The following is a 23,314-nucleotide window of genomic DNA, read 5'->3' on the forward strand; positions in this document are numbered from 1 at the left end:
CACAAAATGACTGTTCTTCGCGCTCCCGCCCCCCTCATTTCCACAGGCGGGGCGGTGACGCTCGTCATGTGGCAGATCGTCGCAGCGACAATCGGCGCTGTTCCGGCACAGGCCGAAGACCCCGCCGACGCGGTGCGGGCCGTTCCTGCCGATGCACCGGATACCGCGCCGGATCTCTGGCGGCTGGAGCCGCATCTGAACATCGTCCCCCGCACCGAGGCTGAGACAGCCCGGATTGCAGGCGTCCTTGCCCCGCCGGAGGATTTTACCAAGCCCGAACCGTTCGAGCAGAACCCGGCAGGTGCCGCAACAACGCGCTATATCGACAGCGCGGACGCGTTTTCGCAATTCTCCCCGAATATGCCCTTCGAGGATGAGCTGAACTTCAAGGTCGGCAACGGCATTTTCCGCAAGCTCTGGGTCGGCGCGCCGTCCTCGACCAAGGGCAGCGACGGTCTCGGCCCGCTCTATAACGCCCGCGCCTGTCAGAACTGCCATATCAAGGACGGGCGCGGCCATATGCCGGAAGGGCCCGATGACAGCCGCGTCTCCACCTTCCTGCGGCTGTCGATCCCCGGTGGCCATGACGTTCAGGGCATCCCCGATTACATCCCGACCAGCCCCGACCCGGTCTATGGCGGGCAATTGCAGGATCTGTCGCTTGCAGGCTATCTGGCCGAGGCGAAGATGGGCGTGACATGGGCGGAGGAAACCGTGACGCTGGCGGATGGTGAAACCGTCTCGCTGCGCCGTCCCAGCTACAGCATCGACAGCCCCGCCTATGGCGCGCCGCATCCCGGCCTGATGATCTCCCCCCGCGTCGCCCCGCAGATGATCGGGCTGGGCCTGCTGGAAGCCATCCCGGTTGCCGATATTCTGGCGCAGGCCGACCCGGAGGACGCCGATGGCGACGGCATTTCGGGCCGCCCGCAGATCGTCTGGTCGAACCAGTATGACCAGCCCATGCTGGGCCGCTTCGGCCATAAGGCCGGCAATGCCACGATCTTTGAACAATCTGCCGGTGCGTTTTCCGGCGATATGGGTCTTTCCACCCCGCTTTTCCCCGACCCGTCGGGCGAATGCACCGATCCGCAAACCGATTGCCGCACCGCCCCCGCAGGTCAGGAACCCGGCATCCGTGACGGGCTGGAGGTCGATCAGGAAAGCATGGACCTCGTCACCTTCTATTCCCGCAACCTCGCCGTGCCGGAGCGCCGCAATCTCGACGACCCGACCGTCCTGCGCGGCAAGGAGATCGCCTATACCATCGGCTGTACCTCCTGCCACAAGCCGAAATTCGTGACCAACCGTCTGGAGGACCAGCAGGAGCAGAGCTTCCAGCTTATCTGGCCCTATACCGACCTGCTGCTGCACGATATGGGCGAAGGTCTTGCCGATAACCGCCCCGAATCCCGGGCCACGGGAACGGAATGGCGCACCGCCCCGCTCTGGGGGATTTCACTGAACAAGCAGGTGACCGGCGTCGAAAGCTATCTTCACGACGGTCGCGCCCGCACGCTGTTGGAGGCGATCCTGTGGCATGGCGGCGAGGCACAGGCGGCGCGCGATGCCGTCATCGCGCTGCCGACCGAGGATCGCGAGGCCCTGATCGCCTGGCTCAAATCCCTCTGAAACCCAAAAGCCACAAGAAAAAGGCGCTGCCGCAGCAACGCCTCTTTCATTCTGGTCCAAATATCCCGGGGTGAGCGCCGGCACGGCGCGAGGGGCAGCGCCCCTCCCCTTATTCGAACTCGACCAGCAGGTCCTTCGCGTCGATCTGCTGCCCCGGCGCGACATGGACCGCCTTGATGATGCCGTCCCGGTCGGCATGGATCGCGGTTTCCATCTTCATCGCCTCGATGGTCAGCAACAGATCGCCGGATTTGACCTCGTGGCCCGCGACAGCCGCAACCGTCGCCACAACCCCCGGCATCGGCGCGCCGACATGGGCGTCGTTCCCCGGCTCTGCCTTGGCCCGTGCGACGGCACTCGCCCCCTCGGCGCGGTTCGGCACGCGGATATTGCGCGGCTGGCCGTTGAGTTCGAAGAACACCTTCACCTCGCCCTTCTCATCGGTCTCGCCAATGGCCTGAAGGCGGATTTCCAGCGTCTTGCCGGGATCGATCTCACACGCGATCTGGTCGCCGGGTTGCATGCCATAGAAGAAATTCTTCGTCGGCAGAGTGCGAACCGGACCATAGACGCGATGTCGGCCCATATAGTCGAGGAACACTTTCGGATACATCAGATAGCCGTTCAGATCTTCGTCATCGACCTCCAGCCCCTCCAACTGCTCCGACAGATCGGCACGGGTCGCTTCCAGATCGACCGGCGCCATCGCAGCACCTGGGCGCGTGGTCATCGGCGTTTCGCCCTTCAGCACCTTCCTTTGCAGCGCCTCCGGCCATCCACCGGGCGGCTGGCCCAGATTACCGCGCATCATGTCGATCACCGAATCCGGGAAGGCCACGTCGACCTCCGGGTCCTCGACCTGCGCCCGCGTCAGCCCCTGCGACACCATCATCAGCGCCATGTCACCCACCACCTTCGACGATGGCGTGACCTTCACAATATCCCCGAACATCTGGTTCACATCGGCATAGGCCTGCGCGACCTCGTGCCAGCGATCCTCCAGCCCGAGCGAACGCGCCTGCGCCTTCAGATTGGTGAACTGCCCGCCGGGCATCTCATGCAGGTAGACCTCGGACGCCGGGGCCTGCAGCCCGGATTCGAAGGCCGCGTAATCCTCGCGCACCCGCTCCCAGTAGTTGGAAATCTCGCGGACGGCATCCACATCCAGCCCGGTATCGCGATCCGTTCCCGCCAGCGCCTCCACGACAGAGCCGAGCGTCGGCTGGCTGGTATTGCCCGACAGCGCATCCATTGCGCCATCGACAATATCCACCCCGGCCGAGGCCGCCGCCAGATAGGACGCCCCGCCCATGCCGCTGGTGTCATGGGTGTGGAAATGGATCGGCAGCCCGACCTCTTCCTTCAGCGCCGTGACCAGTTTCCGCGCGGCAGCAGGTTTCAGCAAGCCCGCCATATCCTTCAGCCCGAGGATATGGGCTCCGGCCTCCCGCAGTTCTTTGCCCATGTAAACATAATATTGCAGGTCATATTTCGCGCGATCCGGGTCGAGGATATTGCCGGTGTAACAGATCGCCGCCTCGCAGATCTTGCCGCTGTCGATCACGGCATCCATGGCGACGCGCATATTCTCCACCCAGTTCAGACTGTCGAAGACACGGAACACATCGACGCCGGATTCCGCCGCTTGCGCCACAAAGCTCTGCACCACGTTATCCGGGTAATTCGTGTAGCCTACCCCGTTCGAGGCACGCAGCAGCATCTGGGTCAGCAGGTTCGGCATCCGCGCGCGAATATCGCGCAGCCGCTGCCACGGGCATTCCTGCAAGAAGCGATAGGCCACGTCGAATGTCGCCCCGCCCCAGCATTCGACGCTGAAAAGCTGCGGCAGATTGGCGGCATAGGCCGGTGCCACCCGGATCATGTCGATGGAGCGCATCCGTGTGGCCAGCAGCGACTGATGCCCGTCGCGCATCGCCGTGTCGGTCATCAGCAGCCTTGGCTGGGCTGCGACCCAATCGGCCACGGCCTGCGCGCCCTTCTCCTCCAGCAATTGCCGGGTTCCGGCAGGCGGGGGGGAGACGCGCGGCTTTGGCGGTATCGCAGGCCGCGCCTCGGCATGCGGTGCTGCCCGACCGGCGGTTTCGGGATGCCCGTTCACGGTAATATCCGCCAGATAGGTCAGGATCTTCGTCGCCCGGTCCTGACGCTGGCGGAACTCGAACAGCTCCGGCGTGGTGTCGATGAATTTCGTCGTATAGGTGTCATCGAGAAAGGTCGGGTGTTTCAGCAGGTTGATGACGAAATCGATATTCGTGCTGACGCCGCGGACCCGGAATTCCCGAAGCGCGCGGTCCATCCGGCGGATCGCCTGATCCGGGGTCTGCGCCCAAGCGGTGACCTTCACCAGCAGCGAGTCGTAAAACCGCGTGATGACCCCGCCCGAATAGGCGGTGCCGCCATCCAGCCGGATACCCATCCCGGTGGCTGAACGATAGGCCGTGATGCGCCCGTAATCCGGGATGAAGTTGTTCTGCGGGTCCTCGGTCGTCACCCGGCATTGCAGCGCGTGACCCGACAGCGTGACCTGATCCTGGGACGGCACGCCCGTCGCCTCGGCCAGCGTCGCGCCCTCGGCCACCTTGATCTGAGCCTGCACGATGTCGATCCCCGTCACCTCCTCGGTGACGGTATGCTCGACCTGCACGCGCGGATTGACCTCGATGAAATAGAACGCGTCGGTTTCCATATCCATCAGGAACTCGACCGTGCCTGCCGCCTCATAGCCGACCGCCTGCCCGATCCTGAGCGCCAGCGCGCAGACCTCTTCCCGCTGCGCCTCGCTCAGATAGGGCGCGGGCGCACGCTCCACCACTTTCTGATTGCGGCGCTGCACGGTGCAGTCGCGCTCATACAGGTGATACAGCCCGCCATGCTTGTCGCCCAACAGCTGCACCTCGACATGGCGCGCGCGGGTGATCATCTTTTCCAGATAACCCTCGCCATTGCCGAAAGCGGCCTCGGCCTCTCGCCGCCCCTCACGGACCTTCTCGACCAGCTCATCGGGGCCGTTGATCGGACGCATCCCGCGACCGCCGCCGCCCCAGGAGGCTTTGAGCATGAGCGGATAGCCGATCTCGGCGGCGTCTGCCTTGATCGCGTCGAAATCATCGCCCAGCACCTCGGTCGCGGGGATGACCGGCACACCGGCCTTGATCGCCACCCGCCGGGCGCTGGCCTTGTCGCCAAGCGCGCGCATGGTTTCGGCCCGCGGACCGATAAAAATGATCCCTTCGCGCTCACAAGCATCGACCAGTTCGGGGTTTTCCGACAGCAGCCCATAGCCCGGATGGATCGCATCCGCGCCGCTTTCCTTCGCGACCCGGATAATCTCGTCAATCGACAGATAAGCAGCGACCGGACCAAGCCCCTCGCCGATGCGATACGCCTCATCCGCCTTGAAACGGTGCAGCCCAAGCTTGTCTTCCTCGGCATAGACTGCCACGGTCTTCTTGCCCAGCTCGTTGGCGGCACGCATGACTCGGATCGCGATTTCGCCACGATTGGCCACGAGAATCTTGTTTATGTCGCGCATAAGGGTCCCCGATATTCTGCAATTGCGAAGACCATAGCGATATGGAGGAACTTGTAAACGCGGATGTCACACAGGCGTCACCTATGGCCCGGCGTCAGGCGGCCAAATCGACCCATACCGGGACGTGATCGGACGGTTTCTCGCCGGCCCGAACCTCACGATCAACACCGCAACCCATCACAATATCAGCAGCTTGCGGTGACAACATCAGGTGATCTATACGGATACCATTATCCCGCCGCCACGCACCGGCCTGAAAATCCCAGAATGTGAACGGCCCCCTTTTGCCGAACGGATCGGCATCGCGCAGCGCATCCGTCCAGCCCTGCGCTGCAATGCGGCGAAACGCGGCCCGGCTGTCTGGCAGGAACAGCGCATCCTTCACCCAGTCGCCGGGTTCGGCGGCGTCACGGGGCTCAGGAATGATGTTGTAATCCCCCAACATCACAACCGGCATCTCAAGCGCCAGCAACTCCGCCGCGCGCAGCCGCAACCGCTCCATCCATGCCAGCTTGTAGTCGTATTTCGGCCCCGGCGCCGGATTGCCATTGGGCAGATACAGCCCCGCCACCCGCACGGCGCGTTGGCCCACCACGGTCGCCTCGATATAGCGGGCCTGTTCATCCGCATCATCACCGGGCAGACCGCGCGTCACGTCCTCCAGCGGCAGTTTCGACAGGATCGCCACCCCGTTGAAACTTTTCTGCCCGTGGCTCACGACGTTATAGCCCATATCCTCGAAATGTCCGGCGGGGAAGTTCTCGTCGACCGACTTGATCTCCTGCAACACCACCAGATCGGGCGAGGCGGCCAACAGCCAGTCGCTCAGCGCGTTCATCCGCGCCTTGATGCCGTTAATATTGAAACTCGCGATCTTCATGCGCATTCACCTTGGCTGAAATATCCCGGGGGTGAGGCGCGGGACCGCGCCGAGGGGGCAGCGCCCCCTTTATCAGATCGAAAACGAGGTTCCGCAACCGCAGGACGACGCCGCGTTCGGATTTTCGATCACAAACCGCGCCCCGATCAGCTCATCGGCAAAATCGATCACCGCCCCCGCCAGAAATGGCAGCGAGACCGGATCGACCAGCACACGCTGGCCATTGCCCTCCAGCACCAGATCATCCTCGGCAGGCGCATCCAGTCGGATATCGTATTGAAACCCCGAACAGCCGCCGCCTTCGACCGCCACGCGCAGTGCCTGCGGGGCGTCATTGCCGTCATTAATTTCCGCCAGCCGCGCAAAGGCACGTTCGGTCACAGAAGGGGGCAGGTTCATGGGGCGTTCCCGTTTCGCAAGTCCTGAGACAAATATAGGGTTTGCCCCGAACCGCTGCAAGGAAACCGCATGATCGCGCCCTATGCCTGCCAGCCAGAGGCCAGCCGTGGACGGCTGTTTGACGAAAGCCTGTCCAGCTTCCGCAGCCCGTGGCAACGGGACCGGGACCGGATCATCCACTCCTCCGCGTTCCGCCGCCTGAAGCACAAGACACAGGTTTTTGTCGAGCAGGAGGGCGACGCCTATCGCGGCGATTATTTCCGCACAAGGCTGACCCACACCATCGAGGTGGCGCAAGTCGCGCGCACCATTGCCGGGGCGCTGTCGCTCAATGTCGATCTGGCGGAGGCCGTGGCCCTTGCCCATGATCTCGGCCACCCGCCCTTCGGCCATACCGGCGAGGACGCGCTTGCGGCACTGATGGAGCCCTATGGCGGTTTCGATCACAACGCACAGGCGCTGCGCATCGTCACCCGGCTGGAACGGCACTACGCCGATTTCGACGGGCTGAACCTGACATGGGAAACGCTCGAAGGCATCGCGAAGCATAATGGTCCGGTCGCGCCACCCCTGCCCTATGCTCTGGCGGAGGTGAACCACGCCTGGGAACTGGAACTCTCCACCAATGCCAGCGCCGAGGCACAGGTGGCGGCGGTCGCGGATGACATCGCCTATAATCACCACGACATCCATGACGGGCTGCGCGCCGGGCTGTTCACCGAAGAAGATCTGCTTGATCTGCCCGTCGTCGGCCCGGCCTTTGCAGAGGTGGACCGGCTTCATCCCGGCCTCGCCTCCGGTCGTCGCCGGCACGAAGCGCTGCGACGGGTGTTCGGGGTCATGGTCGAGGATGTGATCGCCGTGGCGCAGAACCGGCTGACCTCGCTTCAGCCCCGCTCCGTCGATGAAATCCGCGGCATGGACGGGCCGATCATCCGGTTTTCAAAACCGCTCTATCAGAACATCAAGGCGATCAAATCCTTCCTGTTCACCCGGATGTATCGCGCGCCGTCAGTGGTTGACGAACGAAAGCTGGTCACCGCCATGCTGCGCGACCTGTTCCCGCTCTACATCTCCAACCCGGAGATGCTGCCGAAACACTGGCAGGCGGAGGCGCTTGCCGCTTCCGAAACCGAACGGGCCCGGATCGTGCTGGATTACGTCGCCGGGATGACCGACCGCTACGCCATGGCGGAATGGGAGCGGCTTTGCAGCTGATCCCTGACGCTCAGCGCAGGAAGATCATCGCCATCCCCAGTGTCGCAATCGCGGCTCCAAACCAGCTTGCCGCACTTGGCCGCGCGCCGGTGACGATCCACAGCACCGGCAGGATGAACACCGGCGAAAGCGCCGACAGCGTCGAGACGATCCCGACCTTGCCGCCCTGCAGGGCAAACAGCAGCAGCGACATGCCGACGACCATCGCAATGATGCCGGACCCGGCCAGAAGCAGAAACACCCGCATATTCAGCGGCGCACGCGGCTTCACGCGCGGTATCGGCAGGCTGCTCAGCAAGGCAAGGCAGATCACGGCCACGGCCACCCGGATCAGACTGCCGGTGAAGGGATCAAAGCCGGTCTCCATCACCGGGCGCGCGATCAGCGAACCCATTGCCTGACCGAGTGCAGCGAGCAGGCCGAAGCCGATCCCGATCCAGACATTGCCGCTGACCGCCTCGAATTTATGGGTGCCGCTGCGACCCGGACGCCCCAGAACGGCAATCCCGACCCCTGCGGCGCACAGGAAGACCCCCATCCAGCCCAGCTTGCTCAGCTCTTCGCCCAGCACCGCCCAGCCCAGCACAGCCGCCATCGGCGCATTGAGTGCGAACAGCGCCCCGGTCCGGCGCGGCCCCAGCCGGGTCAGCGTCACAAACAGCATCGTATCGCCAAGAAAGATGCCGACCACCCCGGAAACCGCCAGCGTACCGGCCTGCGCCGGGGTCACGCCCTGCCACTGACCGGAGATCAGCACGATCACCAGCAGAACCACCGTCACCGTCCCCTGCCGGTACAAATTGAACCCGAACGGTCCCAGATGCGCGACCGCAGGCGTGGACATCAGCCCGGTGACGGCCCAGCATATCGCCGCGCCGAGTGCGGCAAGCTCATAGATCGGCAAGTCCTGTCCCTTTCCGCCAAACATTCAGCAAATCAGTGAACTCGCCCTGCTCTGCCGCGTTAATCCGGCGGATATAGGAGGATGCGATGATTACCAAGACTGGTTCTGCAAAATGGCAAGGCGGGCTGAAAGACGGCAAGGGCGAGGTCTCGACCGAGTCCGGCGTGCTGTCCGCGCAGCCCTATGGTTTCGCGACCCGTTTCGAGGGGCAGCCCGGCACCAACCCCGAGGAACTGATCGGCGCAGCACATGCCGCCTGTTTCTCAATGGCGCTCTCGAAAGAGCTGGCCGAGGCGGGTGTGACCGATGTCACCATCGAAACCAGCTCCGCCATCACGCTCGACAAGGACGGCGAGGGTTTTGCGATCAAGACAGCGGCGCTGTCCTCCCATGTTTCGGGCCAGGGCGATCATGACGCGATCCGCAAGGCGGCAGAGGGCGCGAAGTCCGGTTGCCCGGTCTCGAAGCTGCTGAACGCGGATGTTACGCTCGATCTCAAAATCACATGATGTATGTTAGGTACGGCTATGACATCACCATAGAAACCGAATCCGACCTGCCGATGCTGCTGCAAATGTCGGTCCGCCCCGAACGGCAGCTCGACCTGCGCGGGACGGAGGAATTCGTGACCGACCCGGCCGTGCCGTTTTCGACCTTCGTCGATGATTTCGGCAATTTCTGCCGCCGCCTGACCGCCCCGGCTGGTCAGTTCCGCATGCAGCAAAACGCCATCATCACCGATAGCGGCCTGCCGGAGCCGGACTTCCCGGAGGCACAGGAAATGCCGGTCGAGGCGCTGCCCGACGATGTGCTGCAATTCCTCTGGCCGTCGCGCTACTGCGATTCCGATCTGCTACTGCAACCGGCATGGGATTTGTTTGGCGAGATGACGCCCGGCTGGTCGCGGGTGGAGGCGATCATGGGCTGGGTGCATAACCACATCACATTCAACTACATGGACGCCGACGCCACCCGGACCGCGCATGACGCCTTTGAGCAGGGCAAGGGCGTCTGCCGCGATTTCGCGCATCTGGCCATCGCCATGTGCCGGGCGCTGAATATCCCGGCACGCTACGTCAACGGCCATCTGGGCGATTTCGGGGTGCCGGTGCAGCCGGACCCGATGGATTACGCGGCCTCGGTGCAGGTTTATCTGTCGGGCAGGTGGTGGAATTTCGATCCGCGCAACAACTCACGCCGGATCGGACGCCTGCCAGTCGGCTATGGGCGCGACGCCACCGATGTCGCGCTGATCTCCAGCTTCGGGACGCATCGGTTGGTGAATTTCCACGTCATCACCGAAGAGGTGGACGTCGACGGCAACCGGGTTGAGCGGGGCGATGTGTGTTGAAATGTGCCATTCGGGCAAAGCGGGGGATGTTGCCGGTGCGTTGAAATGTATCGTACGGGGTGATTGGTATGATTTTATCGGTGCGTTAAAACGCACCCTACGGCGAGGCCGGTAATCCCGATGGCGTGTCGAAATGTATCGTACGGGGGATCGGGATGATCTCATCGATGCGTTAAAACGCACCCTACGGGGCAATGGGATGGTTTCATTGGGCGTTGAAATGTACCGAACGGGCGGATCGGGATGGTTTCATTGGTACGTTGAAACGCACCCTACGGCTAAACCGGCGATCCCGACGGTGCGTTGAAACGCACCCTACGGCGAAATCACGAAACCCGTTGGATGCGCCCGTAGGGTGCGCTTTAGCGCACCGCCAAACGCCATCGCACCATCAAACGTCATTTCACCCGCCAAACGTGAACGCCCCATCCCCCGTCAACGCCCGAAAACCACCCCATCCCCTCAATACACCACACTCCCCGTCCCCGCCGGCAAGGCCCCATAGGGCAACCACACCGTTTTCCACTGCACCGCATGGTCAAGGAATGCCCGCCCCTGCCCGTCCGCCGCACTCCAATCACGATTGGCAAACGACCACACCGGCTTGAGATTGCCGACCGATGCGGCCTCCACCTCCGCGACACCCTTTGCACCGCAGAACCAGAGCGCCGCGACATCGTCATGCGCCGCCAGAACCGCCGCCAGATCATCCTTCGGGCCGGAGACGATATTGACCACGCCCCCCGGCAGATCCGAGGTGTCGAAGACCTGCGCCAGATCGAAGGCCGCGACCGGATCGTCCTGCGCCGGGACCGCCACGACCGCATTGCCCATGACAATCGCAGGCGCGATCAGGCTGATGAGGCCCAGCAGCGGCGCATCATTGGGACAGACGATCCCCATCACTCCGAATGGCTGCGGGATCACATTGACCAGATAATTCGGCTTGGTCTGAACATTCTGCCCGTCGAATTTATCCGCCCAGCCGGCATAGTAGAACAATCTGCGGATCGCCGCATCCACAGCGTCAGCGCCGTGTTTCTTGGCCATCTCCTCCCGCCGAAGCGACAGGTTTTCCGCCACGAAATACAGCACCTGCGCGCGCCCATGCCCGCCCATCGATGCCCATTTGCCCGCCTTCTTCGCCGCCTCGACGGCGTTGCGGATATCCTTGCGATTGCCCAGCGGGACCAGATCGCCCGAGGCCGCGCGATAGCTTGCCCCGCCATCGGGCCGCTTCTGCGCGCCGCCGATATAGAGCTTTTCGGTCCGGTCAATCGCCTTGCCCGTCGCCGTGCCATCCACAACCGGCTTGAGCGGCTTCGGCGCCTTTTCCTTCGTCGCCTCCACCTTCGGGCCGGTCAGATAATCCAGCAGGCCGACACGCCCGCCCTCACGGCCATAGCCTGATTCGCGCATCCCGCCGAAGGGCGCTGCGGCATCGAACATATTCGCACCGTTGATCCAGACCACGCCGGATTTCACTTGTGCGGCCAGATCGGTCGCCACCGTCGCGCTTTCGGAGAAGATCTGCGCGGCAAGACCGTAATGGCTGTTATTGGCCAGACTGATCGCCTCATCCGCCGTACGGTACGTGGTCAGTGTCGCAATCGGGCCAAAAATTTCCTCGCTCCATGACGGGTTGGCGGGGGAGACGGCGCGCAGATAGCCGGGCGCGACAAAGCAGCCCTCCGCTGCATCGCCGCCCACAAGCTCTGCCCCGGCATCGACGGCCTGACGGCACAGCCCGACAATCCGGTCCTTCTGAACAGGATGCACGATTGCGCCGATATCGGTCGACTTGTCGAGCGGCGAACCGAGACACAGATTTGCCATCCGGCGCTGCAGCAGCGCCTCGAACCGCGCGGCCACGGCCTCCGCCACCAGAATGCGCGACCCCGCACAGCAGACCTGCCCCTGATTGAACCAGATCGAGTCGACCACGCCTTCGACCGCCGCATCCAGATCGGCATCCGGCATCACGATGAACGGCGATTTGCCGCCCAGTTCCAGCGTCAGCCGCTTGCCGGTCCCGGCGGTCGCGGCGCGGATGGCGCGCCCGACTTCGGTCGAGCCGGTGAAGGCGATCTTGTCGACATCCGCCGCGACCAGCGCCGCGCCGGTCTCCCCGTCGCCGGTCACGATATTGACCACGCCACGCGGCAGCCCGACCTCCTGACATATCTCGGCAAAGGCAAGCGCCGTCAGCGGCGTATACTCCGCCGGTTTCAGCACCACGGTGTTGCCCGCCGCAATCGCGGGTGCGATCTTCCACGCCAGCATCAACAGCGGGAAATTCCACGGGATGATCTGACCCGCCACGCCGATAGCGGTATGATCGGGAAATTCATCCGCCATCAGTTCCGCCCAGCCCGCGTGGTGATAGAAATGCCGCACGACCAACGGAATATCGGCGTCGCGGCTTTCCCGGATTGGCTTGCCGTTATCCAGCGTCTCCAGCACCGACAGGAACCGCTCCCGCTTCTGGATGGTCCGGGCAATGGCATAGAGATACCGCGCCCGCTCATGCCCGCCCAGCTTCGCCCATTTCGGCTGCGCCTTGCGCGCGGCCTTCACGGCAGTCGAGACATCCTCGCCAGTGCCCTGACTGATCTGCGCCAGCGTCTCGCCCGTCGCCGGATCGGTGGTCACAAAGCCGCGCCCGGCATTGGTGAAGCTGCCATCGATGAAATGGCCGAACCGCTCCCGCTTCGCCAGCCAGTCGCGCACGGCGGTGCTGTCCTCGACCGAGGGGCCGTATTCCATGGTTTCCATGATCTCGCTCACAGTCGGCATAATATCCCTCAGGCCATGGTCAGGCGATGCGCCGCGGCATAGCGGCCGGTGACGTAATGGCTGATCTGACGCTCCAGATCGCCCAGAAGCGAGCTTGCCCCGATGCGGAACAGATCGGGACGGACCCAGTCGCGGCCCAACTCCTCCACCATCAGCACCTGCCATGACAGCGCGTCCTTGGCGGTCTTCAGCCCGCCCGCCGGTTTGAACCCGACCTGATAGCCGGTCTGCGCCTGATAATCCCGGATCGCCCGGCACATGACCAAGGACACGGGCAGCGTCGCATTCACGCCCTCCTTGCCGGTCGAGGTCTTGATCCAGTCCGCCCCGGCCTGCATGGCGATGTGGCTGGCCTTGGCGACATTCTCCAGCGATTTCAGATCGCCCGTCGCCAGGATCGCTTTCAGCTTGGCATCCCCGCAAGCCTCGCGCATCGCCCGGATTTCGTCGTAAAGCGCCGCCCATTCGCCCTGCAAGACATGGGCGCGGGTGATGACGATGTCGATCTCATCGGCGCCCTGATCGACGGCATAGCGGATCTCCGCCAGTCGCAGATCCAGCGGCATCAGCCCGGCGGGAAACCCCGTCGCGACACTCGCCACCGGCACAGCGCTGTCGCCAAGCGCCCGCTTCGCCGCCGCCACCATTGTCGGATAGACGCAGACAGCGCCCGTGGTCAGCCCCTCAACCCCCATAGCGGCCAGCAATTCCGGCGCGACCGGCTGGCGGGCCTTGGCGCAAAGCCGCGCCACGCGGGCCTCCGTGTCGTCGCCTGCCAGCGTGGTCAGGTCGATGCAGCGAATGGCGTTCAGAAGCCACGCCGCCTGCCATTCCTTCTTCAGCGACCGCCTGACCGGCAGCGTCGTCGCCCGCCGCTCGGTCGCCGGGGTGTTGATCCGGATCGTCTCGAACCATTCCGGCGTCAGCTCGGTGCCCGGATTGCGTCTCGTCTCAGCCATCATGTTCCCGCGTCGTCAACAGGCCCGCACGGTAGCCTCGCACGGCGCGCGCGACAAGCCAAACCGCCCGCATCATGACCGGCTGTTCAGCGGCGGCATCGCCTCACTTCTTCGGATCGCGCGGCTTGCCCTTCCATGTGTCGAGCCAGCCGGTGAACCCCTCGCGCGCCTCACTGAACTCGTCGGAAACGCGGTCCATCGCTGCATCGGCACGCGCATCAACCTTATCCACAGCCTCGCCCACGCGCTTTGCCGCCGGGTCGATGGTGCGCTGCCGGAACTGGTTCCACATCCGCCAGATCAGCGCCAGCAACGCGCCGAGCAGCCCGAGGATCACCATCGCCGGCCAGTTCAGCGGCGCCTCATCCGGGCCAGAGACCTGCCGCACCGAAATCGCATTCGGATAGATCGAGAACAGCGGGATCCGCCAGCCATATGAGGTCATGCTGACCCAGATCGGATCGCGCGAATCCGAACGCAGATTGGTCGCCTCCGCCTGCAAATTCGAGCTGTCATATTTGAAATAGGGCGGCCAGATCAGCCCGGTATCCTCGTTGCGATAGACGAATACCTTCTCGCTCGGGCGCACGGTTTCGATGAACCGCACATCGCGCTGACCGGAGGCGTTGACCACGGTGCCGGTATCCTCTGCCGCGTAGAACCAGCTATTGCTGCCAATATCGGTCAGCCGGTTATAGGTGTTGGTGATCCGCACCGTATCGCGACTGGGCAGCACATAGTCGAGGCTGAGGAACACGACGACACCGAACAGGACACCCAGAACGACCTTGACGTAATACATCGTAAGCGCCTCCTTACTGCACGTTCACGATCCATGCGATCACCACGATGGCAATCGTCGGAATAACAAAGATCAGCGCCACAAGCCGCGCCTTGAGGGATTTCTGAAACCCTCTCATCGAACGCCGCACGAACTCCCTTCGTTCCGGGCTGTTTCCGGCCCGGTCGGGATGGCGGCGGTCCCATTCCTCTTCCAGATATTCAGCGCGGGTGGAGCGCAGATACATCGAGATCAGCACATAGAAGATCGCCTCGATGATGAACAGCGTGATCGCCAGCCGGATAATCGCCATCTGTCAGCTCCCCCAGGGTCCGCGAATGGTCGCCTCGCTCAGGCTGACGCGGGCGGGTTTCGCCGCCCCCCAGGGTCCGATGATCGGTGCAGGCTCTTCCATCGACGGCTCCGGTCCGAAGAGAGCCTCCCGCGTGCCCTGCTTGTCGATCTGATACTCCCGCGCGAGCTGATTGGCGACATATTCTTTCTTCGCCTCGTCCCAGCCCTGATATTCCTGATAGAAAAGCGGCTTGTTCATGATGAACAGCGCGCGGACATCATGCGGCGCCAGTTCCGTCAGCATCATGTTGACCAGATCGCGCGCCGGTGTGGCACTGGCCCGGATGGCGTAGAAATAGGCCGGATCGGCGCTGTCGATGACCGGCCACGCCCCGCCTTCCTCGGCATAGCGCAGAAGCGCGCTCAGACCGCGGATTTCCTCCGGCAGGCCCTGCCCCATCCGTGCCGCCGCCCGGCGCAGCGCGGAGCGGGTGCCGTCGCCGGTGCCGATCCCCAGCCGGGTCGCGGCATCGACGAGTATGAAATCGATCTTCTGCCGCAGGATCGCCGCCCCGTCCGCGCCTTTCGCGGTCACGATCGGCTCCCCCAGGGCATTCCGCGCCATCCACATGGCAATCGCATTCGTGTCCTGAAGGCTCATCAGCTTGACGCCCGCCAGATCGACGTCAAATGCCGGGTCGGTAAACACCTTCGGATCGCGGAAGATCATCGCATCCTCGCGCGGCGAGCGGAACACATAGACGCCCCCAAATTGCGAGGTCCAGAAATCCGGCACCTCGTAATCCCCCGCCTCCAGATGGATCGGATTGCGGATCACATCGCCGGTTTCCTTGGCTTGGCTGATCATCCGCGCGATCAGCACATCGTCATACCAGCCATCCGGCTCCGCCCGGAACCGCTCGATCAGCGCGGTCAGCTGATCGGCATTGGCGACGTGATTGCCGGTCGTATCGGCGCTGATCCTGATCCGCCCGATCTGCAAAAGATCAGCAGGCGCGCGGAGTTGCCAGACCATATCGTCCATCTCTCCGACAACCGCATCGCGGGCGGTCAGGCTGAACAGCTGGCTTTCATTGTCATGGATGAACTGCTTGAGCAGCTCGCGCAGCACCGAAAGATCCGCGTTCAGCAGAGGCGCGGTCTTCTGCTCTGTGGTCAGCAGGATAAACTGCCGATGCGCGCCTGCGGGGTTGAGGTAGTCCATATCCCCGATCTCGTCCCCGATCTCGGGCGAGTATCCCGCAAGGTCGATATGAAACTCCGGCAAGGCGGTTTCACGCCCCGTGACCAGCTTCAACGCCCGGTTATACCGCGCCACCCAGGCCGGGCTGTCCACCCGGATCAGATTGCCGAACATCAGGCCTTTTTCGATGAGGCGTTTCATGCGGTCACCTTAACACCAGATAAACCGGAAGGGCAGAGCCGCGCCGCCGGGCAGCGTCCGGTCGCGGGTGGACGCCGCGGCGGCTGATCTGAACAATTTATGACGCATCCCCGCTGAACATTTGCACGGTACGAACCGGCAAAGAAGCGTCCGCCCGGGCGGGCGGGCGGACGCTGCCCGGCGGCGCTGACGCGCCTTTGTTCCGGGCGGGGTTGCAAACGGTATCGCTTCACCCCTCCCCCCGATACCGCTTCTGCGCCTCTGCCATGCGTTCCATATTCCGCACTGCCTCCTCAATCGCGACCTCGTCGCTGTTATCGGCATAGCGCCACTCGCTGTCGGCGTAGCGGTTGATTTCCTGGGCGATCATCTCGCGCGTGATCGGCTGGCGCAGCGCCTCGATCATCTCCAGCTTGCGGGCATAGGGCTGATGCAGAAACGGCTCCGGGCTTTCGAACCATTCATCGGGCATGTCGAAATCCATCGAGCGCGCCTTGATCGCGTCGGTGATGTTCTTGATCGCGCGCCCGGTGAAACGCTCATCGGCCTGAGAGATCGCGTGAAGATAGGTGCCGAACTCCGCCAACGTGTCGAGCGTGCCGGTCTGCGCCGTCACCTCGCCCCAGACCTTCGCCAGCCCCGCCTCCTGCGGCTGGTTGTGGCGTTCCAGACTGTCGGCCACGGCGGTCTTGATCGCCTGCGCCTTCATCAGATCATGCTCACCGACCGGGATCTGGTGCCGCTTGCCCAAAAGCAGGGCGAGGATGTCGATGTAATCGGCCCGGCTTTTCGGCCCGTCGATCAGGAAGCGCGCGCCTGCCCGCTGGCGCAGCGCGTCGTCGATGGATTCGGCGTAGTTGGAGAACATCCCGAAGGTCGCATTGCCGCGCACGATGGTGCTGGCCCCGGCAAACGCCTCCATCAGCACCGCAGTGATCTCCTGCTGGCCGCTTGAGGATTGCTTGTCGCCGCGCTTGCCCGCGATCTGGTCGATATCGTCTATGGTGCCGAAGCCGATCACCGACGGGTCGATCACCCCGTCGATGAAGGCCCGCGCGTTCTGGCCCGACTTGCCCTGATAGCTGTCCACATTGTCGATGCTCAGATTCGCATAGCGGAACGGATAGCCCGCGACGGTGCAGTAATCATTGATCAGCCCCGCCATCATCTGGATCAGCGTGGTCTTGCCGGTGCCGGGCTTGCCGTCGCCGAGGAAGGTGTAGATGAAACCGCCAAGCTCCACGAAGGGGTTCATGCGCTTGTCGAAATCATAGGCGACCAGCATCCGCGACAGCCGCATCATCTGGTGCTTGGCAATGGCGTTGCCGACGACCTCCTCCGGCGTCTTGAAGGCAAGCTGGACCGGCTTGCCGCGCGCCTTGGTGGCAGGCGCAAACCCGGCAATCGGGAAGTCATCCGCCGCCACGCGCCAGCTTGCGCCAGTAAAGCTGCCGGTCCTCGGCGCGGTCTCCGCACGGGCCTGCACGGCGGCGGACAGCGCCTCTGCATAGGCGATGACGGTAGCAATCAGCGTCTTGTCGTCAAATGCTGCGCGCGACAGGTTCTGATCCAGCTCCCACAGCGCGCCCTGCAAGGCGACGGTCGGATTATCGGTCAGGATTTCATCCGCCGTGATCCCCTCGACCGTTTCCGGCCCGGCATGTTCGGCCAGCAGAAACGCGGTCGCATTGGCAAAGACAGACATGGCGGCGAGCGATTCCACGGCCAGCAGTTCCGCGAACTCGGCCCGCCGGTCTCCCGGCAACCGCCCCTCCAGATTGGCGCGCTTCAACTCCGCCGCACCGGAGCGCGCCGCGACCTCGTCCACGACCGCCAGCGAAATCGCCAACGCCCGACGCAGCGCGCGGGCCACGGTGGCGGCTGCGGGCGAGGGCAGATCGTCGCCGCCCACCCCTTCGATCCGGTCGATGAGCTGGATGCCCTCAGCCCGCACGGTGGAGCGCCCCGCCAGCCCCGGCGTGGTCGAGCGGAAGCGCGAGGTACGGCGCGGAATACCGGGCGAGCGTTCCGGGGCCGCCTGCACCGATGCCCGGCCCAGCCTCGGCGCGTGATCGAAACCATTGAGCAGCGACAAAGCCTGCGCGTAATGGCTGCGGATCTCGGCCTCGGGCAGTTCCATTTCGTTACGAATATCCATCGAAATCCTCTTTGATCCAAAGCCCCGGATAATCGGTGATGAACCCGTCCGCATCCACGGCCAGCACCGCCTCGAACCCGTGCCGGGGCGCGGCGTAGTGCCAGCCAGCATCGGTCCTGCGGTAGCTTTGCGGCAACAGTCTCAGCCGCCAATCGGCGGGGTTGAGCCATGCCGCCCCGACCTCGGCTTCATTCCGTCCGGAGCTGCGCAGGCGGCGGATGGTCAGCGTGTTGGTGGCAGGCGTGAACCCTAAGTCGATGTCCTGAAGCCCGCCCAATTCCGGGATTTCCTCGCCGCCGATCCGCCATTCGCCCAGATCGCTGCGATGAACGGAGATCATCACCTCGCGCGCGCCGACCCGCCCCTGAACCCGCGCCGAGCGGGTGGCCCACGCCATATCGCACGTCACGAGATATTGCAGATGCGCAGGCCCCGCCTCATCAAGCCAGACCGCCATCCCCTCAACCCCCTGCCGCTCGCCATCCTCCCAGATGCGGCAGGCGTCATGGCCGGGCCGGTCCAGCCGCCGCCACAGGATCTGCGGATTGCGCGCCATCAGCGATACCCGGTCACGCCGCCGCCGGGACGCGGGACATATTTGCGGATATGGCGGAAGCCCGCCGGGTCCAGCTCCGCCAGCGCCTGATAGGGCCGCACCGGAAGGATCAGCGCGCGCTCAACCGCGCTCGCCCCCTGCCCGGCCCCGCCCTGATCCAAGGGGTCAAGCCGGAATATCTGGCGTTCGGTCACGCCGAAGAACCCGCTGCTTTCCATGACCGCGCGTTCGGCCCGCAATTCCTCGACCGTCAGCGCCATCGCCCAGTCCTCGCCCGCGGGGGCACGGGCATTGTCCAGCACCTCCCGGATCGGGCCTTCCTGCGTGGTGAATTGCTGCGAATAAATCGGGCCGAGCAGCACGCGGCGCAGCCGGTGCGGGTGCAGCTTGTCGAAATCCCGGTCAAAGCCCTGCGCAATGGTGACAAGCTGCAACCCCGTCACCGACTGCGCCATCAGATGCGCCCGCACCTCCGGCCAGCGTTTCGAATCCTCGACCAGAGGCCGCCTGCCGCTGTCGTCGCATTCCATCAGATACAGCACCGGGATATTCAGCTGGCTGTCATAGACCGCCCAATGCAGCAGCCAGCGGCGCCGGTTGCCGGCATCGGAGAGCCAGTAGCCCTGCGGGTGCATCTGCGGCCAGAACAGCCCGCCGCGATCGAGCGCCTCGTAATAAAGCCGCTGCGACATGGCGTATTGCAGCCGCGTCGGAATGGTCAGATCGCCGACGATCTGGCGGATCATGTCATCCTTGATCGACGCCGTGTCCTGCGTCCGCGCCAGTTGATCCGCCGCCTGCGCCGCATCCGCCGCCATCTGCCCGATCTCCGACCAGACCGGATAGCCGCTTTCATGCACGTCAATGGTCAGGAACCGCCTCAGCGGCCCCTCCACCCGGCCCGAGACCAGATATTTCATCGACAGCGCCTCGACCGAGTTCAGCATGGCACGAAGATAGGATTCGATGATCTCCGTTTCCGTCCGGTTGAACAGCCGGTCGCGCACGGTTTCGGCCAGCACCTCCGGCAGAACCCGCGCGATCAGCCGCAGCTTTTCGAAATAGCGCCGCGCGACCAGATCGTCCTCAAGCTGCCGGTGATCGGCGTCGAGCGTGCCGGTGCGGTCCTTGCTCATCTGTCCTGCCCGCTTACCGGATCAACTGCCGTAAAGATTGCTGTCGTGTTTCTCGACAATCTCGGCGAAACGGCGCGCAAAACGCTCATCGGCCTTGGCCTTTTCTTCCAGCACCTTGCGGGCAAAGACCATGTGATCGCCATGTGCTTCCAGCATATCGGCCATCCGGTCATTCGTCGCGGTGCCGATTGCGGCCATCTGCGCCTGCGCCTCCTGATCGGTTTTCACGCCGATTTCGTTGATCCGGTGCGCGACATCCTGCTGCTGCGCGGTTTTCAGCGATTTGGTCAGCGCATCATACAGCACCACGCGCTGCTTGGTGTCCGTTTGCAGCTTGTTGATGAGCACCATCTGCGTCGCCGCCTGATTCTGAAGGCTGTCGACCCAGGTTTTCCCCGCCTCGATATAGCGTTCCAGGGTCTGCGACTTGGCAAGTGCGACCTGTTCCTGCTGGATCAGCTCGTTGTGATCCTTGTTGGCATTGGCAAGCTCGGTCTCCAGCTTGGTGCGGTCCGAGGGATCGGTGGTAGTGGCGACCTTGTTTTCCAGCTCGATCAGCTTCGGGTCCATGGCGCGGATTTTTTCGCGCAGGTCTTCCAGCGTGTCTACCGTCGCCTCGCGCTCGTCCAGCGTACCGGTCAGGTTCGCCTCGACCTTCGCCTTCTGGTCGTTCAGCTGGGCAAGCTGATCCTGAAGCAGCCGCGTGATGACATCGGATTTGGAGATCAGATCCTGCAATTTATCGTCGATGGAGGCCGTGCGCAGCCGTTCCTGCCGCATCGATTCCGCCTTGTTGCGAGCGAAAATCCCGACGAAGCTTTCCCATCCGGTTTTCGAGCGCATCTCCTCAAAATCCTTGGAGAACCCGGCGGTCACATCGTCCAGCCCCATGATGAGTTCGGCGATGTTGGCGTTCATCGTTTCCGTATGGGCGTTCACATCCGCGAGCGTCGCGTTTGCGATGTCGATCGAAGGTTCCTCCACCCCCGCATCCGACGCGGCCCGGTCGAGCCTGCTCGTCACCTCCGCCATTTTCTCCTGCGTCAGGACGATCTGCTTCTGGGTTTCGGATAGCTGCTGGTCGAGCGAGGCCATAGGAAGTCTCCTGAAGAATGCGTTGCCCCAGACATTAGACCCTGCGGCCCGGCTTACAAGGGCTGATGGCGGCAAATCGAAACGGCGGGGGCGATCCCGCTGATATGAAGTCCTGAGATGAGGGTCGGCGTCCGGCCGCGGGTGGACGCATCCAACCGCTTCGCTGCACGCTTTATGGTGCAGCCACATCGAACCGCCGTTCGACACGGTCCGGCGAAGAAGCGTCCGCCCGTGGGGGCGGCCGGACGCTGGCCCGGCGGGCCTGCGGCCCTTTGTTCCGGGCAGGACGCTTCGGCATCTGGACAGTCCCCGCCACCCGCGCCAATCTGCGCCGCATGGAAAAACTGAATACCGCCATTCTCTCCCGCCGCGACGATCTGATCCGCCTCACACAGGATCTGATCCGCATCCCGACGCTGAACCCGCCGGGCCAGCAATACCGGGAGATCTGCGAATATATCGAGGCCCGCCTTGCCCCGCGCGGCTTCGCTTGCGAGTTGATCCGGGCCAAGGGCGCGCCCGGCGACAGCGAGACCTATCCCCGCTGGAATATCCTCGCCCGCCGCAACGGCGCGCGCCCCGGCGAAGCGGTGCATTTCAACTCCCACCATGACGTTGTCGAAATCGGCCACGGCTGGACCCGCGACCCGCTCGGCGCCGAATACGATGCGGGCGAAGGCCGCATCTACGGGCGCGGCGCCTGCGACATGAAAGGCGGTCTCGCCGCCTCCATCATCGCCGCCGAAGCCTTCATCGAAACCTATCCCGACCATGCCGGCCGCGTCGAAATCTCCGCCACCGCTGACGAGGAAACCGGCGGTTACGGCGGCGTCGCCCATCTGGCCGAACGCGGCGACTTCGCCGATGTCGATCACGTCATCATCCCCGAGCCGCTGCACAAGGACCGCATCTGCCTTGGCCATCGCGGCGTCTGGTGGGCAGAGATCGAGACGCATGGCCGCATCGCCCACGGCTCCATGCCCTTCCTCGGCGACAGCGCCATCCGCCATATGGGTGCCGTGCTGGAGGAGATGGAACAGACGCTCTGGCCGTTGCTCGCCGGAAAACGCACGGAGATGCCGGTGATCCCGGAGGAGGCGCGGTCCTCGACGCTGAACATCAACTCCATCCACGGCGGCGAACCCGATCAGGGCCCGGATTACACCGGCCTGCCCGCCCCCTGCGTCCCCGACCGCTGCCGCATCACCATCGACCGGCGCTTCCTGATCGAGGAGGATCTGGCAGAGGTCAAACGCGAGATCACCGCCCTGATGGAGCGCGTCCGCGCCCGCCGCCCGAATTTCCGCTACGAGATCCGCGACCTGTTCGAGGTCATCCCCTCCATGACCGACCGCGACGCCCCTGTCGTCCGCACCACTGCCGCCGCTATCGAGCGCGTGCTGGGCAAACAGGCAGGCTACGTCGTCAGCCCCGGCACCTATGACCAGAAACATATCGACCGCATCGGCAAGCTGAAGAACTGTATCGCCTACGGCCCCGGCGTGCTGGAACTGGCGCATCAGCCGGATGAATGGATCGGCGTCGACGACATGCTGGATTCGGCGCGGGTGATGGGGCTGGTGCTGGCGGATCTGCTGGCTGAGGTGTCTGATGCCAGACTTTAGAACGGCGCTCTCACCATCAGAATTTCGGACGCAGATAGTCGATCCAGCCGTTCTTCGTGGCAAAAGACAGCCGGACTCATTGCTCGACGCATTCTGCGTGATGTGGGCGATAGACGCCTACGCAACCCACGTCGCCCTAGCTCAACCCGGCATATCAGGGCAAAAGAAAAAAGACGTGGAAATCAACTTCAAGAACAAAGTCGCCGACAGTGGTTGTTGGCAATTTCGCCTTATTCGTGAAGCATCAAACGCAACCAAGCATGCAATCCGAGAGAACGCGCACGCCGATGTGTCGGCGAGCGGCTCCGTCTATTCCAATGACCACAGCAGTTGGAGTGCGTATTTCCAGAGATCGGAACATCGGGGTCGACAGATATTGATTGATATCGAGTGGCAGTTCGATCAGGAGAAGCGGCGTTGGCGAAATGGAACGGGCGACTACATTCCTGGCAGAGGACCACTGCTCAGAGATGTCCCGGTTCTAAACTTGATACAGCCAGCACTCGAAGCCATCGATAGCGCATCAGCTTAATCGCATGGCCTCAAGTATTCCGACTTGTCACGCTAGGCAT

The 23,314-nt window shown here is 63.6% G+C and carries 19 protein-coding genes; 6 read left to right on the forward strand and 13 right to left on the reverse strand.

All coding sequences use genetic code 11. The features are described from left to right. Positions 1-6: 6 nt before the first annotated feature. The gene (locus PAF12_RS07105) at positions 7-1,632 is read left to right on the forward strand and encodes a di-heme oxidoredictase family protein (RefSeq protein ID WP_271109469.1); all 1,626 of its coding nucleotides are present in this window, start codon (positions 7-9) and stop codon (positions 1,630-1,632) included. Positions 1,633-1,741: 109 nt separating this feature from the next. Here PAF12_RS07105 and PAF12_RS07110 read toward each other — a convergent pair whose 3' ends face one another. The 3 genes from PAF12_RS07110 to PAF12_RS07120 form a co-directional block, all read right to left on the reverse strand. After that, positions 1,742-5,185, reverse strand: coding sequence for a pyruvate carboxylase (locus PAF12_RS07110; protein ID WP_271109470.1), 3,444 nt, complete (start codon positions 5,183-5,185; stop codon positions 1,742-1,744). 94 nt (positions 5,186-5,279) lie between these two features. Continuing rightward, entirely contained in the window at positions 5,280-6,065 is a 786-nt protein-coding gene (gene xth / locus PAF12_RS07115) for an exodeoxyribonuclease III (RefSeq protein WP_271109471.1), read from the reverse strand. 72 nt (positions 6,066-6,137) lie between these two features. Further along, positions 6,138-6,464, reverse strand: a complete 327-nt coding sequence (locus tag PAF12_RS07120) for an iron-sulfur cluster assembly accessory protein (protein WP_271109472.1) — start codon at positions 6,462-6,464, stop codon at positions 6,138-6,140. A 69-nt stretch (positions 6,465-6,533) separates the two neighbouring features. On the opposite strand from PAF12_RS07120, the gene PAF12_RS07125 reads away from it, so the two are divergent. After that, complete coding sequence (locus PAF12_RS07125; protein ID WP_271109473.1) at positions 6,534-7,682, forward strand: deoxyguanosinetriphosphate triphosphohydrolase; 1,149 nt, start codon at positions 6,534-6,536, stop codon at positions 7,680-7,682. Between the two features lie 10 nt (positions 7,683-7,692). Here the strand turns inward: PAF12_RS07125 and PAF12_RS07130 are convergent, their stop codons facing one another. Continuing rightward, positions 7,693-8,610 (reverse strand): DMT family transporter, encoded by a 918-nt coding sequence (locus PAF12_RS07130; protein ID WP_271109474.1) that lies wholly within the window; start codon positions 8,608-8,610, stop codon positions 7,693-7,695. Between the two features lie 62 nt (positions 8,611-8,672). Here PAF12_RS07130 and PAF12_RS07135 point away from each other — a divergent pair, with 62 nt between their 5' ends. After that, complete coding sequence (locus PAF12_RS07135) at positions 8,673-9,095, forward strand: OsmC family protein (protein WP_271109475.1); 423 nt, start codon at positions 8,673-8,675, stop codon at positions 9,093-9,095. Beyond that, positions 9,092-9,937, forward strand: coding sequence for a transglutaminase family protein (locus PAF12_RS07140; protein ID WP_271109476.1), 846 nt, complete (start codon positions 9,092-9,094; stop codon positions 9,935-9,937). Before PAF12_RS07135 ends, PAF12_RS07140 begins: the two co-directional genes overlap by 4 nt. 462 nt (positions 9,938-10,399) lie before the next feature. Here PAF12_RS07140 and PAF12_RS07145 read toward each other — a convergent pair whose 3' ends face one another. The 9 genes from PAF12_RS07145 to PAF12_RS07185 form a co-directional block, all read right to left on the reverse strand. Then, positions 10,400-12,733 carry an aldehyde dehydrogenase family protein gene (locus PAF12_RS07145; RefSeq protein WP_271109477.1) on the reverse strand — a complete coding sequence of 778 codons (2,334 nt, stop codon included), beginning with the start codon at positions 12,731-12,733 and terminating at the stop codon, positions 10,400-10,402. Positions 12,734-12,741: 8 nt separating this feature from the next. After that, complete coding sequence (gene deoC / locus PAF12_RS07150) at positions 12,742-13,692, reverse strand: deoxyribose-phosphate aldolase (RefSeq protein WP_271109478.1); 951 nt, start codon at positions 13,690-13,692, stop codon at positions 12,742-12,744. A 103-nt stretch (positions 13,693-13,795) separates the two neighbouring features. Next, positions 13,796-14,494 carry a DUF1523 family protein gene (locus PAF12_RS07155; protein ID WP_271109479.1) on the reverse strand — a complete coding sequence of 233 codons (699 nt, stop codon included), beginning with the start codon at positions 14,492-14,494 and terminating at the stop codon, positions 13,796-13,798. Between the two features lie 13 nt (positions 14,495-14,507). Next, positions 14,508-14,786, reverse strand: a complete 279-nt coding sequence (locus tag PAF12_RS07160; RefSeq protein WP_271109480.1) for a hypothetical protein — start codon at positions 14,784-14,786, stop codon at positions 14,508-14,510. 3 nt (positions 14,787-14,789) lie between these two features. Continuing rightward, entirely contained in the window at positions 14,790-16,172 is a 1,383-nt protein-coding gene (locus PAF12_RS07165; RefSeq protein ID WP_271109481.1) for a DUF6638 family protein, read from the reverse strand. A gap of 229 nt (positions 16,173-16,401) precedes the next feature. Further along, positions 16,402-18,330 (reverse strand): ATP-binding protein, encoded by a 1,929-nt coding sequence (locus PAF12_RS07170; RefSeq protein WP_271109482.1) that lies wholly within the window; start codon positions 18,328-18,330, stop codon positions 16,402-16,404. After that, positions 18,317-18,886 (reverse strand): putative glycolipid-binding domain-containing protein, encoded by a 570-nt coding sequence (locus PAF12_RS07175; protein WP_271109483.1) that lies wholly within the window; start codon positions 18,884-18,886, stop codon positions 18,317-18,319. Before PAF12_RS07175 ends, PAF12_RS07170 begins: the two co-directional genes overlap by 14 nt. Continuing rightward, positions 18,886-20,022 (reverse strand): hypothetical protein, encoded by a 1,137-nt coding sequence (locus PAF12_RS07180; RefSeq protein ID WP_271109484.1) that lies wholly within the window; start codon positions 20,020-20,022, stop codon positions 18,886-18,888. The genes PAF12_RS07175 and PAF12_RS07180 overlap by 1 nt, the downstream gene beginning before the upstream one ends. Positions 20,023-20,043: 21 nt before the next feature. Next, positions 20,044-21,117, reverse strand: coding sequence for a hypothetical protein (locus PAF12_RS07185; protein ID WP_271109485.1), 1,074 nt, complete (start codon positions 21,115-21,117; stop codon positions 20,044-20,046). Positions 21,118-21,452: 335 nt separating this feature from the next. On the opposite strand from PAF12_RS07185, the gene PAF12_RS07190 reads away from it, so the two are divergent. After that, positions 21,453-22,742 (forward strand): acetylornithine deacetylase/succinyl-diaminopimelate desuccinylase family protein, encoded by a 1,290-nt coding sequence (locus PAF12_RS07190; protein WP_271109486.1) that lies wholly within the window; start codon positions 21,453-21,455, stop codon positions 22,740-22,742. Then, positions 22,729-23,274 carry a hypothetical protein gene (locus PAF12_RS07195; protein ID WP_271109487.1) on the forward strand — a complete coding sequence of 182 codons (546 nt, stop codon included), beginning with the start codon at positions 22,729-22,731 and terminating at the stop codon, positions 23,272-23,274. The genes PAF12_RS07190 and PAF12_RS07195 overlap by 14 nt, the downstream gene beginning before the upstream one ends. Positions 23,275-23,314 lie beyond the last annotated feature (40 nt).

The organism is Paracoccus sp. SCSIO 75233 (assembly GCF_027912675.1).
Lineage (GTDB): Bacteria > Pseudomonadota > Alphaproteobacteria > Rhodobacterales > Rhodobacteraceae > Paracoccus.

What these genes read in the sequence shown, in the direction of transcription:
- PAF12_RS07105 (WP_271109469.1), top strand. Translation starts at nt 7, where the DNA reads ATGACTGTTCTTCGCGCTCCCGCCCCCCTCATTTCCACAGGCGGGGCG.
- PAF12_RS07110 (WP_271109470.1), bottom strand. Translation starts at nt 5,185, where the DNA reads ATGCGCGACATAAACAAGATTCTCGTGGCCAATCGTGGCGAAATCGCG.
- xth (WP_271109471.1), bottom strand. Translation starts at nt 6,065, where the DNA reads ATGAAGATCGCGAGTTTCAATATTAACGGCATCAAGGCGCGGATGAAC.
- PAF12_RS07120 (WP_271109472.1), bottom strand. Translation starts at nt 6,464, where the DNA reads ATGAACCTGCCCCCTTCTGTGACCGAACGTGCCTTTGCGCGGCTGGCG.
- PAF12_RS07125 (WP_271109473.1), top strand. Translation starts at nt 6,534, where the DNA reads ATGATCGCGCCCTATGCCTGCCAGCCAGAGGCCAGCCGTGGACGGCTG.
- PAF12_RS07130 (WP_271109474.1), bottom strand. Translation starts at nt 8,610, where the DNA reads ATGTTTGGCGGAAAGGGACAGGACTTGCCGATCTATGAGCTTGCCGCA.
- PAF12_RS07135 (WP_271109475.1), top strand. Translation starts at nt 8,673, where the DNA reads ATGATTACCAAGACTGGTTCTGCAAAATGGCAAGGCGGGCTGAAAGAC.
- PAF12_RS07140 (WP_271109476.1), top strand. Translation starts at nt 9,092, where the DNA reads ATGATGTATGTTAGGTACGGCTATGACATCACCATAGAAACCGAATCC.
- PAF12_RS07145 (WP_271109477.1), bottom strand. Translation starts at nt 12,733, where the DNA reads ATGCCGACTGTGAGCGAGATCATGGAAACCATGGAATACGGCCCCTCG.
- deoC (WP_271109478.1), bottom strand. Translation starts at nt 13,692, where the DNA reads ATGGCTGAGACGAGACGCAATCCGGGCACCGAGCTGACGCCGGAATGG.
- PAF12_RS07155 (WP_271109479.1), bottom strand. Translation starts at nt 14,494, where the DNA reads ATGTATTACGTCAAGGTCGTTCTGGGTGTCCTGTTCGGTGTCGTCGTG.
- PAF12_RS07160 (WP_271109480.1), bottom strand. Translation starts at nt 14,786, where the DNA reads ATGGCGATTATCCGGCTGGCGATCACGCTGTTCATCATCGAGGCGATC.
- PAF12_RS07165 (WP_271109481.1), bottom strand. Translation starts at nt 16,172, where the DNA reads ATGAAACGCCTCATCGAAAAAGGCCTGATGTTCGGCAATCTGATCCGG.
- PAF12_RS07170 (WP_271109482.1), bottom strand. Translation starts at nt 18,330, where the DNA reads ATGGATATTCGTAACGAAATGGAACTGCCCGAGGCCGAGATCCGCAGC.
- PAF12_RS07175 (WP_271109483.1), bottom strand. Translation starts at nt 18,886, where the DNA reads ATGGCGCGCAATCCGCAGATCCTGTGGCGGCGGCTGGACCGGCCCGGC.
- PAF12_RS07180 (WP_271109484.1), bottom strand. Translation starts at nt 20,022, where the DNA reads ATGAGCAAGGACCGCACCGGCACGCTCGACGCCGATCACCGGCAGCTT.
- PAF12_RS07185 (WP_271109485.1), bottom strand. Translation starts at nt 21,117, where the DNA reads ATGGCCTCGCTCGACCAGCAGCTATCCGAAACCCAGAAGCAGATCGTC.
- PAF12_RS07190 (WP_271109486.1), top strand. Translation starts at nt 21,453, where the DNA reads ATGGAAAAACTGAATACCGCCATTCTCTCCCGCCGCGACGATCTGATC.
- PAF12_RS07195 (WP_271109487.1), top strand. Translation starts at nt 22,729, where the DNA reads ATGCCAGACTTTAGAACGGCGCTCTCACCATCAGAATTTCGGACGCAG.